General features: G+C 64.8%; 11 protein-coding genes. 4 read left to right on the top strand and 7 right to left on the bottom strand.

Annotation, left to right across the window (positions count from 1 at the left end):
- Together M9921_11855 and M9921_11850 are read right to left on the bottom strand one after the other, a co-directional pair.
- The coding region (locus M9921_11855; GenBank protein ID MCO5297541.1) for a sigma-70 family RNA polymerase sigma factor at positions 1-378 on the bottom strand (378 nt) is incomplete at its 3' end.
- Positions 379-420: 42 nt separating this feature from the next.
- On the bottom strand, positions 421-567 hold the full coding sequence (locus M9921_11850) for a hypothetical protein (protein ID MCO5297540.1): 147 nt from the start codon (positions 565-567) through the stop codon (positions 421-423).
- Positions 568-632: 65 nt separating this feature from the next.
- Here M9921_11850 and M9921_11845 point away from each other — a divergent pair, with 65 nt between their 5' ends.
- Entirely contained in the window at positions 633-2408 is a 1776-nt protein-coding gene (locus M9921_11845) for a hypothetical protein (GenBank protein ID MCO5297539.1), read from the top strand.
- Between the two features lie 8 nt (positions 2409-2416).
- Positions 2417-3514, top strand: coding sequence for a glycoside hydrolase family 76 protein (locus tag M9921_11840; GenBank protein ID MCO5297538.1), 1098 nt, complete (start codon positions 2417-2419; stop codon positions 3512-3514).
- On the opposite strand, the gene M9921_11835 is transcribed toward M9921_11840, so the two are convergent.
- From M9921_11835 to M9921_11825, 3 genes are read right to left on the bottom strand one after another with little or no spacing between them, the layout of a single operon-like run.
- Positions 3471-4988 (bottom strand): DUF1501 domain-containing protein, encoded by a 1518-nt coding sequence (locus M9921_11835; protein ID MCO5297537.1) that lies wholly within the window; start codon positions 4986-4988, stop codon positions 3471-3473. The two genes, M9921_11840 and M9921_11835, sit on opposite strands and share 44 nt — an antisense overlap.
- Positions 4989-4992: 4 nt before the next feature.
- The gene (locus M9921_11830; GenBank protein ID MCO5297536.1) at positions 4993-7902 is read right to left on the bottom strand and encodes a DUF1553 domain-containing protein; all 2910 of its coding nucleotides are present in this window, start codon (positions 7900-7902) and stop codon (positions 4993-4995) included.
- Between the two features lie 51 nt (positions 7903-7953).
- Entirely contained in the window at positions 7954-8913 is a 960-nt protein-coding gene (locus tag M9921_11825) for a hypothetical protein (GenBank protein ID MCO5297535.1), read from the bottom strand.
- Between the two features lie 157 nt (positions 8914-9070).
- On the opposite strand from M9921_11825, the gene M9921_11820 reads away from it, so the two are divergent.
- Positions 9071-10285 carry an MFS transporter gene (locus M9921_11820; GenBank protein ID MCO5297534.1) on the top strand — a complete coding sequence of 405 codons (1215 nt, stop codon included), beginning with the start codon at positions 9071-9073 and terminating at the stop codon, positions 10283-10285.
- Between the two features lie 24 nt (positions 10286-10309).
- On the opposite strand, the gene M9921_11815 is transcribed toward M9921_11820, so the two are convergent.
- Entirely contained in the window at positions 10310-11287 is a 978-nt protein-coding gene (locus M9921_11815; GenBank protein ID MCO5297533.1) for a nitronate monooxygenase, read from the bottom strand.
- Between the two features lie 87 nt (positions 11288-11374).
- Between M9921_11815 and M9921_11810 the strand changes: the two genes are divergently transcribed.
- Positions 11375-11695 carry a DUF1905 domain-containing protein gene (locus M9921_11810; protein MCO5297532.1) on the top strand — a complete coding sequence of 107 codons (321 nt, stop codon included), beginning with the start codon at positions 11375-11377 and terminating at the stop codon, positions 11693-11695.
- Here the strand turns inward: M9921_11810 and M9921_11805 are convergent.
- Complete coding sequence (locus M9921_11805) at positions 11688-14525, bottom strand: carboxypeptidase-like regulatory domain-containing protein (protein MCO5297531.1); 2838 nt, start codon at positions 14523-14525, stop codon at positions 11688-11690. The two genes, M9921_11810 and M9921_11805, sit on opposite strands and share 8 nt — an antisense overlap.
- Positions 14526-14859: the final 334 nt, after the last annotated feature.

Raw genomic sequence — 14859 nt, 5'->3', positions numbered from 1 at the left:
CACATAAACCTCCCGGTACAGCTCGGGAACGCCGGCGATCGCTTCCCTGACGCAATTCTGGAGCTCGGCGAGTTCGCCTGCCTCGTCCGGGCCCGGCGCCCCATTCGACGCCTCGAAGCCAAGGGCTTGCAAAGCCTCGAGCGAGGCGAACTTCGACTCCTTCATACGGCCCTTCAGCCGCGCGCAGGCACGTCGGCCGATCATGGCAAGCCAACCCTGGAAGCTCGAAGGATCGCGAAGCTGCTCGGACGCCTTCAGCGCCGAGAGTATCGCCGTGGCCAGCGCGTCCTCCGCGTCGTCGTGGTTGCCGCACACGCGAAGCATCTGCCGGTAGATGGCGTCGCGGTGGGTGATGATGAGGCGCTCGATGTCGGCCACGGCGTGTTTGGTTCTTGGTCCTTGGTCCTTGGTCCTTGGGAGTTAGTAGCCGTTCTTGGTCTTTCGCTCCGTATTCCTGGAGGCTGTGAAGGACGCTTTCTTGGACTCGACGGCACCCGTTGAGAAGGCTTCCTTCGCGTTGAGCTTTGCGATGGCGGATTTGATCTCGGATTTCGTTGGGCGCTTCACCGCTCTAGGGTACCTGCCAGCCTCGCGGGCCTATACTGCAAGCAAGAGCCCACGCGGGGGAACCCATGACCATCTACCGAGCCCTGCTTTTTGCCGTCTGCCTGCTCCCCGCCGCAACGATGGCCCAACCCGCTGCGCCCCGCGCGCGGCTGCAGATTCAAAACGCGGGCAGCGTTCCCCTGACCGTCTTCTGGCTGAAGTCCGAGACTGAGCGCGTCCAGAAGGGCGACGTGCCTCCAGGCGGCCAGACGATCCTCAACACCACCGTCGGGCACCGCTTTGCCCTCGTCGGCGGCGGCGAAACGGTGGCCACCGTCACCAGCGAGGTCCGGGTCCAATGCTTCCGCTACCAGCCTGACGACCACGACGGCATTCCCCCCTTCTACACGCAGTTGGCCCATGCCCACGGATTCCCGATCGTCGCCTCCCCCAAGGTCAACCCCTACGCGCTCAAGGAGGCGGTCTATCTCGTAGACCTGATGCTCGCGAACCGGCCCGACGTCCGCGAGGCGATGATCAAGAGCGGAGCGCGCATGTGCGTAATGGCCCACGACGAGTTCACGACGGACCTTCCCGAGTTCGCGTGGCTGGGCAAGGAAAAGATGCGCGGCTTCGAGGCTCTTTCGGGCAAGGACTTCTGGGACGCTCGGGCCCGGGGCTTGGGAGGGAGCGAGACCGACCCCTACTGCTCCGTCGCCGAAGAGAACCTGCTGGGTCTGGTTGGCGACCCCTACGAGAAGGAGTGCATCCTGATCCACGAGTTCGCTCACAACATCCATCTCCGCGGCCTCGCCAACGTGGATCCCACGTTCGACAAACGCCTCAAAGCCACGTACGACGCCGCCATGAAGGCCGGTCTGTGGAAGGGCAAGTACGCGGCCACCAACCACCACGAGTACTTCGCCGAAGGGGTCCAGTCCTGGTTCGACAACAACCGCGTCAACGACCACGACCACAACCATGTGAACACCCGCGCCCTCTTGATCGAGTACGACCCCGAACTGGCCGCGATGTGCCGAGAAGTGTTCGGCGACACGGCCATCAAGTACACGAAGCCCGCTACGCGCCTATCCGGCCACATGGCGGGCTACGACCCTGATTCCGCACCGGCGTTCCGTTGGCCCGCGCGCCTTCTGGAAGCCCAGCGCGCCATCCGGGGCCAGGCCGTGGCGCGCGACGAGGCGGCCAACGGCAAGCCTCTTCGAGAAACGCGAACCATCGAAGGGTGGACGGTCTACGTCCATCGCGACCTCCTGGACAAAGAGGGTGCCCAGACGGAACACGCACTCGAGCTTCTTCGGAAGCAGCTCGAGGAGATTGTGCAGGTCGTTCCGGCGGCGGCCGTGGTCGAACTTCGCAAGGTGCCGCTCTACTTCTCGCCCGAGTATCCGGGGATCCAGCCGCGCGCCGAGTACCACCCCGGGGCCGATTGGCTCAAAGAAAACGGGCGCGACCCAGCGATGGCCAAGGGCATCGAGTTCACCAACGTCGGGATCTTCGATGTGGAGGTGCGCCGCATGCCGAACTTCGCCCTTCACGAACTGGCCCACGCCTATCACGATCTGGTCCTGCCCAAGGGCTTCAAGAATCCGGAAATCATCGCGGCCTACGATAAGGCAAAGGCGAGTGGCGGCTACGACCGCGTGGAACGAACCGACGCGGAGGGCAACAAGCGGATGGATCGCGCCTACGCGATGACCAACCCGCAGGAGTACTTCGCCGAATCCACCGAGGCGTTCTTCAGCCGGAACGACTTCATTCCCTTCACCAGGGAGGAGCTGAAGAAGCACGATCCGACCATCTACGCCCTGTTGGAGAAACTGTGGGGGACGACAAGGTAACAACCGCCATGCTCATTGGATTCATGCTTGCGACGGTCGTTGCTCTGCCCCCGATTTCTCCGCCAAGCCAGGAGGACGACTTCCGCGCATGGGGCCTCTCGACTCTCACGCGCGTGCGCGATTCCTTCCGATTGGAGAACGGACTGTACGCCGAGGCGCTCGACGAACGTGAACCTGCATTCAACTGGGGAGTCGGCGTGCTGATGAGCGCGATGGCGGCCGCGGCGGCGGAGGACCCGGCATGGAAAGCAGAGCTTCGCGCCTATGTTGAAGCGACGCGCGCGTACTGGAATCCTGAGGGGCCCGTCGCGGGCTACGACGTGCTCCCCATGCCCAAGTCCGCCGATCGCTACTACGACGACAACGCGTGGATGGTCCTCGCGCTCGTCGAGGCCTCGGACGTGCTTGGGGAACCCAAATTCCTCACGTTCGCGGAGGAAGCGCTCAAATACGTCCTGAGCGGCGAGGACGGGGCCCTTGGGGGAGGCATTTACTGGCGCGAAGCGAAGAAGGAGAGCAAGAACACCTGCTCCAACGGCCCCTCGGCCGCGGCTTGTCTCGCGGTCTACGAGCGGACCCGAGAGCCGGAGCTCCTGGCCAAGGCCAAGACCCTCTACTCGTGGACGAAGACGCACCTTCAGGACCCGGAGGACGGGCTCTTCTGGGATTCCATCCGCCTGGATGGCAGCGTGGGAAGGACCAAGTGGTCGTACAACACTGCCCTCATGATTCGGACCGCGGCGACCCTCGCGCGGCTCACGGGCGAGGCCTCTTTCCGAGAAGATGCCGAGCGCATGGCGGAGGCAAGCCACAAGCGGTGGATCGTGAATGGCCGATTGGCGGACGAGGCCAAGTTCGCGTTCCTGCTTGTCGACAGTTGGACGCTCGTTCCCTCTTCGGGCCGGGCCCGCGCGGCGCGCGACGCCATGCGATGGCTGCAGGAGCACGGCCGCGGGCCTGATGGATGGTTCGGAAGCCGCTTTGATCGGAAGCCCGCCAAGGACCACAAACCCACGCTGATTGACCAGGCTGCGGCGGTTCGAGCGCTGCTGGCGGGGGGCCTCAGGCGAGAAGGTCCCGCACCACGTGCCCGTGCACGTCGGTGAGGCGGAAGTCTCGGCCCTGGTAGTGGTAGGTCAGCTTGCTGTGGTCGATGCCCAGCTGGTTGAGGATCGTCGCCTGGAGGTCGTGGATGTGGACAGCCCCCGGCGTGAACTCGTCCACGCTCGGATCGATCGGGTTCCCGCTCTTGTCCACGATGTTGTAGCCGTAATCGTCGGTGTCGCCGTACACGATGCCCGGCTTCACCCCGCCACCGGCCATCCACATCGTGAACGCTCGCGGGTGGTGGTCTCGGCCGTAGTTCGTCGGCGTGAGGGTCCCTTGGGAGTACACCGTACGGCCGAACTCGCCACCCCAAACGACCAGCGTGTCCTCGAGAAGTCCCCGACGCTTGAGGTCCTTGATCAACGCCGCACAACCCTGGTCCACGTCCTTGGCTTGGCTGGGGATGTCCGTCGTCAGCTCCGTGTGCAGGTCCCAGCCACGGTGGAAGATTTGGATGAACCGAACCCCGCGCTCGACCATGCGGCGAGCCAGGAGACAGTTCGCCGCGAACGTGCCGGGCTCGTGCGCCTCCTTTCCATAGAGTTCGAAGGTCTCGTCAGACTCCTGGCTCAAATCCATCAGGTCGGGCACGCTCGCCTGGAGGCGGTACGCAAGCTCGTACTGCTTGATGCGCGCGGCGATTTCCGGGTCCCCAAAGGCGTCCAAAGACTGGCTGTTCAGGGCCTCCAGGCTGTCCAACATCGTGCGCCGCGTGGCCCGATCCATCCCCTCCGGGTCCTTGAGGAACAGCACCGGATCCCCCTGGGAGCGCAGCGCGATGCCCTGGTGCTCGCTCGGCAGGAACCCGGTTCCCCACAGCCTCGGGTACACGGCCTGGTTCGGCTTGTTGCTCGAGACCTTGCTGTGAAGCACCACGTACGTCGGGAGGTTCTCGTTCATGCTGCCCAGCCCGTAGCTGAGCCAAGCGCCCATGCTTGGCCGTCCGGGAAGCTGGCTGCCCGTTTGGATGAACGTCGTTGCCGGATCGTGGTTGATCGCTTCCGTCCACATCGACTTGATCACGCACAGTTCGTTCACCACGCCCGCGGTATGCGAAAGCAGTTCGCTCACCCACGCGCCGTCGCCGCCGTTGTCGTGTCTGTCGAATTTGTAGATCGTCGGGGCGATGGGGAAACGCGTTTGCCCGCTCGTCATCGTCGTGATGCGCTGGCCCCGGCGCACGGCGTCGGGCAGCTCTGCGTTGTAGAGCTCTTTGAGTTTCGGCTTGTAATCCCACAGGTCCAGTTGGCTGGGGCCGCCGCTCATGAAGAGGTAGATCACCCGCTTCGCCTTCGGTGCGAAGTTGGGCATGCCGGGAAGTCCTTGGCCTTGCGCTTCGGCCAGGGCTGCCAGCCCGCCAAGGCCGCCGATCGCCAGGAGCCGACCGAGGGCGGCCGTGCCCAGCCCGAGGGCCGTTCGGCCAAAGAGCTGGCGGCGGGTCATGAGGAGTTCGGCTTCGCGAAAGGGTTCCATGGGGTTAGTGCTGGGTCAAGAACTCGTCGGTGTTCATCAAGGTCGAGCAGACGATCATCCAAGCGGCCAGTTCGGAGGGGCTGAGCTTCTGGGCCTGCGGGGCATCCCCCACCGAGAGCAGCTTCTTCGCCGCTGCCGGATCCGCCGCGTACTTGCGGCGGTAATGGGCGAGCGCGCCCTTGAGGACGTCGACTTCGGGTGCCCGCGGCGCGCGCGCCAACGCGCGCTCGAACGCGCGGCGCAGGTGCGCGTCGTCGTCGCCTGGAGTCTCGAGGATCCGCCGGGCCATCTCGCGGGCGGCCTCAAGGAACGCCGTCTCGTTCTCGATCGTCAGGGCCTGCAGCGGCGTGTTGGTTGTCGATCTCCTCACGACACAGGTGTCCCGCAACGGCGCGTCCAAGTTGAGCATCGCAGGGGGCGGAGCCGTGCGCTTCCAAAACAGATAGAGGCTGCGCCGATAGATGCTGTCGCCTTGATCGCGCACGTAGATGTGCGTCTGACTCGCCGGGTCGGAGGCGCCCTCCCAGATCCCCTCCGGCTGGTAGGGTTTGAACCCTCGCCCCCCCAATCGTTCGAGAAGAAGTCCGCCCGCGAACAGGGCTTTGTCGCGAATGACCTCGGCGTCGAGGCGGAAACGCGGACCGCGCGAAACGAGGCGGTTCTCCGGGTCCTTGGCCAGCTTATCCGGGCGGATGCGCGAACTCTGCCGGAAAGCGGCCGACGTGACGATGAGTCGGTTCAGCTTCTTGATGCTCCAGCCGTTCTTCTGGAAGCTGACCGCGAGATAATCCAGGAGCGGCTGGTTCAGCGGCCACTCGCCTTGCGTGCCGAAGTCTTCGGCTGTCTTCACCAATCCGGTTCCGAAGTGGTGCTGCCAAAGCCGGTTCACAAACACCCGGGCCACCAACGGGTTCTCGGGCGAGGCGAGCCAGTCGGCCAGTCCCAGTCGGTTCTTCGGTGCGTTCGCGGGAAGCTCCCCGATGGCAGGCGGGATGTGGCGCGTCACAGGGGCGCCTTTCTGATCGTACTGCCCGCGCAGCAGAATGAACGTGTCTCGCGGCTTGGGCATCTCGCGAGCGATGAGGCTCATCGGGATCGACGCTTCCAGCTCCGCACGGCCCTTGAGGATCTTGCGGTATTTCAACGCCTCCGGCGATGCCGGCCCCAGTTCCAGGAAAACCGCACGGAGACTGTCAGCGGCATTCGCGTCCCCCGGCGCCTGGCGGTACGCCCGAATCGCATCGCCGACCCGCTGGTCGTCCGCATCGACCAGCCGAAGATTGAGGCCGTCGGGCGCGGTGAGGTTCACCAGCTTCACCACAAGCTCGTTGTCCCCGGCTCGAAAATCGCCCTTCACAGAATCGACGCCCATGTTCAGCCCCCGGCCGATCTTGTGCGAGTGGATCAACTTCCCATTGAGCCACACCTTCACGGCGTCGTCGCTCGACACGCCAAACGTGATCGTCCTCGCCGTCGCCAGGTGAACCGTCCCCTTCACATAAACGCTCGCATTGGGCTTGCCGATCAGGTTTGTGAGGTCCTTCCCGATTTCGAGCTTCAGGGGCTTCCACGGCACGCTGCCCGGCGGGCCTGGTTCGGCGGCTTCCACCGCATCGAACGCCTCGTCGAAGCTGCCCCGGGAGAACACCTCGCTGATCATCCAGTCGCGGGTGGTGGGAGATGGAGGGCGCGACTTCTCCAGCGCGGTTGCGGCCGTCGCCGGGGACACCTTGCCTCGAAGTTGTGCTAGCTCCTTGGACATGGCCGCCAACCGCTCCTCTTGCTCGGGCGTCGCGGCGCGAACCACGGGCGGTGGGAGGGTCTCGTTGCCGTCGAGCGGCTTGTCCTCGGTGCTGTTGAAGAACGCGAACAAACCGTAGTAGTCGCGTTGCTTGATCGGGTCGAACTTGTGGTCGTGGCACTTGGCACACCCCACGGTCAGGCCGAGCAGGACCGTGCCGGTGGTATCCACCCGATCAAACGTGTTGCGCGCAAGAAACTCCTCGGCGATCGCGCCCCCCTCGTTCGACGTGAGGTTCATCCGCACGTAGCCGGTAGCGATGAGCTGCTCGGTCGTCGGGTTGGGGAGCAGATCACCAGCGACTTGCCAACGCACGAACCGGTCGTAGGGCAGGTCCTCGTTGAAGGCCCGCACCACCCAATCACGGTACGGGAACACACCCCTCTCGTTGTCGAGTTGGAGGCCGTGCGTGTCGCCGTACCGGACGGCATCGAGCCAATAGCGCGCCTGATGCTCCCCGTAGGAAGGTTTCGCCAGGAGTCGATCCACGTACCGCTCGTAGGCGCCCGGCTTCGTGTCTTTCAGGAAGGCGTCCCGTTCGGATAGCATGGGCGGGAGTCCGGTGAGGGTTTGGGCGGCGCGGAGGGCCAGGGTGTTACGGTCGGCCTCCGGTTCCGGCGCAAGCCCGGCAGCCTCCAACTTGGCCAGCACGAAGCGGTCGATCAGGTTCTTCGGCCAGTCCGCCATCCGCACCTTCGGCAGCGAAGGCATGGCGGGCGGGACGAACGACCAGTGCTTCTCGTAGCGCGCGCCCTGCTTGATCCAGGCGCGCAGCGTCCCGATCTGCTCGGGGGTCAGCGGCTTCACCCCGGAGTTCTGGGGCGGCATGCGCATCGCCGGGTCTTGTGCCGAGACGCGCTGGATGAGGAGCGAGGTGTCGGGCGAGCCCGGGTCGATCACCTGCAAGGCGCTCTCCCTCGCATCGAGGTGCAGTCCCGCGGCCGCCTGGGCCGCGTCGGGACCGTGGCACTTGAAGCACCGCTGGCCCAAGATCGGCATCACGTCGCGCCCGAAGACGATTTCGGGAGCGCCCTGCTGGGGCACCTGGCGAGAGGCGGCGCCGATGGCCAACAGGCCGAGCGAGGCGATGAACAGCGGTGGTGAGAATCTCATCGAAACCAGGGGAGTTTGTCCCCTGGTTAGGATACGCGAGATTCGGGACGGTTACGAAGCCGGCAGCCCGGGGAACGCCAAGCTGAACTGACGCACTTCCCGAATCTGCTTGCTCGGAAGGATCTCAAGTTGCTTGAGCGCGACGTAGAACGTCAACTCCTTCCCGTCCGGCACCTTGGCGATGGCCCGAACGATGCGGAAGCGTGCTTCTCGCTCCTCGCCCGGCTTCAGCTCGAATTGGGGGTCCGCCTTGCCTCCGCCAACCACTCCGATCCCACTCGCACTCGCGTCGGGGCCGCCGGGATTTCCGAAGCCGTAGCGATTTCCAGCATCGTCCGTGCCGAAGTCGGAACGGTAGTCATAGGCGAGAATCAGGGGCTTGTCGGAGGTGTTCTTGATGCTTACCGTGATGTCCACTGTGTGAAACCGCCCGGCGGTCCCAAGCTTGGTGCGAACGACGTGCGCGGTGAAGGGACCGGCATCGACCGTGTGGTCGGGAGGCACGTCGAAGTAGCCCGACTTCAGGCCACCGAAGTGAAGCACGGTTTCCTTGCCGATGCGGACTTGGCCGCTCTCCAGGGCCTCGATCTCGCTCACGGCCAGATCGAGATCGAAGGTGATTCCAAACTCGACGTTTCGCGCAGGTCGCCACTGCATGTTGAGCAGCACGTCGCCGCCTCCGCCCGGAGGCAGGACAAAGGACGCGTCGACCCTTCCCGAAGCAATGCCTCCGATCCCACGCATGCTGGTCGTTCCATAGATGTTCCCCTTGTTGTCCGTGGAGGTCGCCTTCGCTGGGTTCGCCGCCAGGATGAGGGGCTTCTTGGTCAGGTTGACAAAGTGAACGGTCGCGGTGATGTAGTGCCAGCCGTTCGCCCCACCCGTGGTTTGGAATCCGGTGACCGTCGCGCCGAACGTTGAGTTCTGTACGTGGGCCTGCTGCTGTGCCAAGGCCAGGCAAGCGGAGGGCAACAGGAGGACCGTACACAGCATACGAAGCGACTTGATCATTCTCAACTCCATTCCAAGGCGAATCTCGGAAGGCTACCACGATACGAAGCGCACAAGGGACTCCCATGCCACTCCCGCCAGACGGGCGTGCGCCAGCGAAGCAGCGATGCGGCGAATTCCCCGGCAAATCGATCCCGGCCCGCGTCAGAATTCCAAGGTGCCCGTATCCCGACTGCGAATCAGCCCGCTGGTCGCCGTGTTCCTCACGGTCTTCTTCGACATGATGTCATTCGGGACGGTCATTCCCGACCTCCAACTGCGAGCCGAAGCATTGGGTGCCAAGGGCTTTCTCGCTGGCCTCGTCCTCGCGACGTTCAGCATCGCGCAGTTCGTCGTCGCACCCCTGCTGGGCCGATGGAGCGATCGCGTCGGTCGAAGGCGCGTTCTGGTGTTGACCTGCTCGCTGGCCACTTGCGCTAGCCTGGCCTACGGGTTTGCCACCACGCTGGCCATCGTCTTTCTCTCCAGAGCGCTGCTGGGATTCGCCGGCGCAAACATCGGGGTGGCCTACGCCTACATTTCGGACTCCACGAAGCCCGAGGATCGAGCCGCGGCGATGGGAAAGATCGGGATGGCTTTCGGGTTCGGGTTCATGTTTGGCCCCCCGCTCGGTGCGACCATGGTCAAGTTGGGCAACGGCAGTCCGTTGCTGCTCGGGCTAACGTCGGCGCTCTTCGCGTTCGTGAATTTGATGTTCGTGCTCTTCTTCATGCCGGACGCCCCGCCCCAGCCCGCCGAACCCGAACACCTGAGGAAGCTGAGCCCCTTGGCCAAGCTCGGCAAGGCGCTTGCGACACCCGGGCTCAGCTTCCTGCTGGCCCTGTTCCTCGTGGCCAACCTCGCATTCTCGAATCTGGAGTCCACCTACTTTCTGCTGGCCCACGACGTGTATCGCATCGACGCCCTTGCCACGTCGTTGATCCTCGTCTTCGTCGGTGTCGTCGCGGCGATCGTGCAGGGGGGGCTGTTGGGGCGGCTCGTGGCGCGGTTCGGCGAGACGGCCCTCTTGAGGACCGGCTACTTCCTACAAGCCCCTGTGCTGGCCACGATTCCGTTTGTGTCGCCGTGGGCGCCGGTGCTGCTTGGGTGCCTGGTACTGGGCATCGGCTCCGGGATCGCGAATCCCAGTCTGAGCAGCCTGATTTCGCAGGCCGCCCCGGCGTCCTTGGTAGGGGGCATCTTCGGGATCACCCAATCGTTGGGCGCGATCGCCCGCATCGTGGGTCCCGTGATCGGAAACATGCTGTACGCCCAAGCGCCCTGGATGCCCTACGCGCTGGCCGCCACGATGATGATTGTGCCGGTGCTCATGGCTGCTTCAATCCATGCAAAGGGAAGGGACGCGCAAGTCGAGGCGGCAACGAGCGGGTAGAGGGGAGCGGCTCGGATCCCGCCCCTACCCTCGGCCCCTCCTCGTTGCCTCCCGCCACAGCCGTTCCACCAGTTCGGCGGCCGCGGGAATGTCGTCGATCGCTCCGCAGCCCTTGCCAGCGTAGAGGCACATGGCCTCGATGTCTCCCTCGTAGCCCTGTTTGGGAGCGGTGTCCTCGTACCGGTAGATCGCTTCGCCTTCGGCCGTCGCGGCCACCACGTCCCCCTCGCCGGGGCGCTGGCCCACGGCGGGGCTTCCCGCAGCCTCCCATGTCTCCAGCGTGCTGTTGCGGAGCACGCGGTGCGCGGAGTAAGGCCAGGCGCCGTCGAAGCACACCGTGAGGGCCGTCGCACCCTCGGCCTCCACGAGTTGGCGCTTGTACTCGGGGTGCGCGCGGCTCTCCCGGCACGCCACGAAGCGCGTGCCCAGGATGGCGCCTCGCGCGCCCAGCTTCAGCACTCGTGCGATGTCCCGCCCGTGCGCCATCCCGCCTGCGGCGATCACCGGCACGTCTCCAACGGTCTGCAAGATGCGGGGCAGCAGCTCTGGCAGCGGAGTGCTGGACTGCACGTGCCCGCCTGCCTCGTTGCCCTGGCAGACCAGGAAGTCCGCTCCATGGTCGATGGCGCGCTTCGCTCCGGCGGCGCTGGTGACCTGGATGCCCACCTTCGCCCCCGCGGCCCGCACACGCGCAAGATGGGGTTCGGGGTCCCCCCAGGAAAACGTGACGATGGGCACGCCCGCGTCAAGGGCCGCGTCGAGCGACACGGGAGGGAAAGCGAGCGCGAAGTTGACGAAGAAGGGGTTCGACGTGGCTTCGAGCACCTGGCGAATGTGCTGCGCCGCCGTGGCGGGGTCGGTCCATGTGAGAGCCATCGAACCCATCCCACCGGCATGGGAGACCGCCGCCGCGAGCTCCGGGCCCGCCAAGCTCGCCGTGGGAGCTTGCCAGATGGGGAAGCGCAACGCGTCGATCATGGTTGCAAAGGTGCTGTAGCTCACATCGCGAGCATAGATGATCCATGGGCGAGGTAGGGTGGAGCACAGAGGCAGGGGGGCCGGTTCAAGGGCCATGGTCCAACGGCATCCATGGCTGCGATGATCGTCGAGTTTACGGGTGAGACCATCAGTTGGAGGGGGCCGGCGCCGTTCGTGTTTGTGCCGGTCCCGCCCGATGTTTCATCGGAGATCAAGGAGGTCTCGGGGCTCGTTACTTACGGTTGGGGCGTGATTCCCGTGGGCGCCCAGATCGGCGAAACGCCTTTCACCACATCGCTGTTTCCACGCCACGGCGTGTACCTGGTGCCCGTCAAGGTCGCAGTCCAGAGGGCGGAGGGCATCGGAGTGGGGGACGCGGTGCGTGTGCGCCTTGAATTGGAAGTCGGGCCTTGCTCTCCTTGGGTTAGCTGATCCGTTTCAAGGTCACGCTGAACGTCTTCACGTACGTGCCCTTGGGCTGGCGGATCGTCACGAGCAAACGGGGTTGGCCACCTTCGAACGAGCCGCCCAGGTCCACCACGTAGGAGGTGTTCGGATAGGTGGAGGTGCCTCTGCCCGAGATCTTGTTCGTGGCCCCGAAGTACGTCCCTGACAGTTGGATTTGGAACCCCTTGCTCTTGGCCGTCGCCATGATCGAGCCCGTGACCGAGTAGGTGTTGGCGTTCGCGGCCTTCTTGATCTGCACACGCACCCAGTGGTCGATCGTCTCGCCGCGCGAGATGGGGATCAGGGCCGAGTAGGAGCCCTCCGCGTCGCCGGGCTTGTCCGAGGCGGCGCCTGCCTGCAGGGTGGGTTGGCCGGCAGGCTTCACGGGGTCGGGAGGGGCTTCGTTCGGCACCCATTCGTAATCGTAGGTGCCTGGGTTCCAGTTGTCGCTGGAGCCCCACGTTTGGCCGCCCTGGCTGTTGCCGATCCTGAGGGCGCCGCCCGAGCCCACCTTGATCTTGAAGGACGTCGATCCCGAGTTGTAGACCATGCCCGAACTGGCCTTGCCCAGGAAGATGTTCCGGCCTTCGACCAGCGATCCGCTTCCCGTCACATACCACCCCGCGCCGATCCCCGTCGAGCCCACATCCCTGCCGGTCACGGACGCGGTGCCCTGCACGGTGAGCTCGACCGTGTCGTTGGCCTTGATGATCGTCGGCGGGGTCGAGTACTGCACCTGGATGTCGATGTGGGCGTCGTAGGGCGGCTTGCTCTCGTACTTGAGCGCGAACGAGGACTCTGAGATCGAGCCGGAGAAGGTGCCCTCCGGTCCGACCGCTGGACCGGGGACGTTGCCGACGGTCCGCTTGACGAGCCGGTAGTAGCCCTGACCCGGCTTCTTGGTGACGGGCTTGCCGACGTTGGCGACTTCGAACGTGCCTTCGCCGCTCCAGAGGACCTCGTTGTCGAGGCCCAGGATCGTAGACTTCAGCCGGTACATGCCCGGCGCCTGGCAAGTGATGGCGAAGTTGCGGAGCGAGTAGGAACCCCGCGTGAGCGCACGCTCGCCCAGGTTGTTCTGCACGACTTCGCCCTTGGGATCGAACAGTTCGACCCGCTCGCGCAGGGTGACGCGCTCGGTCGGCCCGGCGTTGTAAAGGACGTTGACGTTCACGTCGATCCGCTCGTCGAGGTTGACCTTGCCCTTTTTGGCGACCACGTCGCCGCTCAGTGCGATCTTGCGCCGGTCTTCGGAAACCTTGACGGTCTTCTCGCCGGTCCACAGCACGCCCCGATCCCACGAGACCGCGGATTTGATGCGGTACGTGCCGGGCTTGGGCGGGTCGAATCGGAACGATTGCGTGGAGGGCTCGCCCCGGTTGAGCGTGCGCACGCTGCCCTTGCGATCGACGATGGCTCCACTCGCATCGAGGACCTGGATGACCTCCTCGACGGTAACGACGTCGCTGTCGCCATCGGCGTAGGTCAGTTCGGTCGCATACGCGACGGGTTCGCCGGGCGTGGATTCGTCGCCCGTCTCGATCTTGCCGACGACCCTCTTCACCGCCTCGATCTTGTTCATCTCGAGCAGGATCAGCGCCGTGTCGTAGCCTTGGACGCCTTGTTTGCGGATCGCCTCGAGATCGCCCATGCCGCGCGCGGTGTCGCGCGTGAACTGTTTGAGATCGACCATCACGCCCTTGTCGCGCACAAGCACGTCCGCAGAGCCGGTCTTGAACAGCGGGCTCGACGCTGTGACGGTGATCGTTTCCCCAGGCGGCACGGTGTGGAGAAACACGATCTGGCCGTTGGCGTCGGTAGCCGAGCCGTGGAGGCCCGGGCCGACCACGACGGCGTCCTTGAGCGGTTGGTTGGCGCCCTTGTCGTCTTTGTAACGGACCGTGACGATGAGCGCGCGGCGAATCTCGGCGCCGCCGCCTTTGCGGCTCAACTCGTAGGTTCGTTGCACGACGCCCGACTCCGAGGCGAGGTCGAGCTTATCGGTCTCCTCGTCGTAGAGGGACGTTGAGATCTTGATCTCGTACGAGACGCTTGGAGGGAGGCGGAACAGGGCCTTGCCGTCGGGTCCTGTGCTGACCGAGAAGAAGTTGTCCCGACCGCCGTCCAGAACGACCTTGGCGTTGGGCACGGGCGCCCGCGTGCCCGCTTCGAGCACGGTGGCGGTGAACAACCGCAGACCTTTGGCGCGCCTGAGGGTGAAGGTGAGGGGATAGTCTTTGACGACGTCCTTGTCTGCCACCACGCGTTGGGTTTGGGGCTCGTAGTCCGGGTGGGAAACGGTGACTTCGAACGTGAGTCCGCCCTTGGCCTCCGGAGCCAGGCGCATCACGACGTACGCGCGGCCACCGTCGTCCGTGTTCATGTGGTCGGCCGTGGACGCATCGGCCCGTTGTGTTTTGACCGCCGCCCCATCGATGGGCCAGCCTGATTCGGAGTCCTTCACATAGACGACGATGCGCGCCTTGTCGGGATGCTGGGAAGGGGCGGCCAGGGCCGCGAAGTAGTGTGTGACCGTCTCTTCGACAAACATGCGCCCCTCGAATGGTGCGAATCCGCCGGCTTTGACCTCGACGAAGTACCGTCCCTTATCGGGCACGGTGAACTTGGCGACCCCTTCCTCGTCGGTGCTCTTGCTTTGAGGGTTGAGCCTGGTGCCGGGACCGCTCAGGGTGACCTGGGCTTTGGCAACCGGTCCGTCCTCCCCGTCCGGACCTTTCCCGACGGTGATGTACACGTCGAACGCTTGAGCCGGGTTGGCCGAGGGGCTTTGCGCCCATGCGTGAGCGAGGCTCACTAAGAAAATGAGAAACGCCGCTGCCAAACGCATAACAAATTATAGGGGAAGTTGCCCGGCGGTGACCGAAGTTCTCTTTGATCCCTCCGAGAGCAACCGATTCATCTGCTCGACCAGCTCCGGAGCCTCGAGTGCGTCGGCGAACTCCTGGACGGTCCCCAAAACCCGAACGACTCGCGCCAGAGACTCGCTAGGAACTGTTCCATGGGCTCGCATGTGAAACTCGCGAAGGAGCTGCCACTTGGCGAGCATCTCCAGGTCCGGCTGCCTGGGCTTGAACAGGTGAAGCTCGCGACCGCGGGCCTAGAGTAGCTTGAGCGCCCCAAACCGTTCG

The organism is Fimbriimonadaceae bacterium, assembly GCA_023957775.1.
Classification (GTDB): domain Bacteria; phylum Armatimonadota; class Fimbriimonadia; order Fimbriimonadales; family Fimbriimonadaceae; genus JAMLGR01.
Note: the sequence above shows the minus strand (reverse complement) of the source record. Positions and strands in the feature narration are given on the sequence as shown.

Bases quoted from the DNA above. Each gene is read 5' to 3' on its own strand.
- M9921_11845 (MCO5297539.1), top strand. From the start codon at position 633: ATGACCATCTACCGAGCCCTGCTTTTTGCCGTCTGCCTGCTCCCCGCC.
- M9921_11840 (MCO5297538.1), top strand. From the start codon at position 2,417: ATGCTCATTGGATTCATGCTTGCGACGGTCGTTGCTCTGCCCCCGATT.
- M9921_11835 (MCO5297537.1), bottom strand. From the start codon at position 4,988: ATGGAACCCTTTCGCGAAGCCGAACTCCTCATGACCCGCCGCCAGCTC.
- M9921_11830 (MCO5297536.1), bottom strand. From the start codon at position 7,902: ATGAGATTCTCACCACCGCTGTTCATCGCCTCGCTCGGCCTGTTGGCC.
- M9921_11825 (MCO5297535.1), bottom strand. From the start codon at position 8,913: ATGATCAAGTCGCTTCGTATGCTGTGTACGGTCCTCCTGTTGCCCTCC.
- M9921_11810 (MCO5297532.1), top strand. From the start codon at position 11,375: ATGGCTGCGATGATCGTCGAGTTTACGGGTGAGACCATCAGTTGGAGG.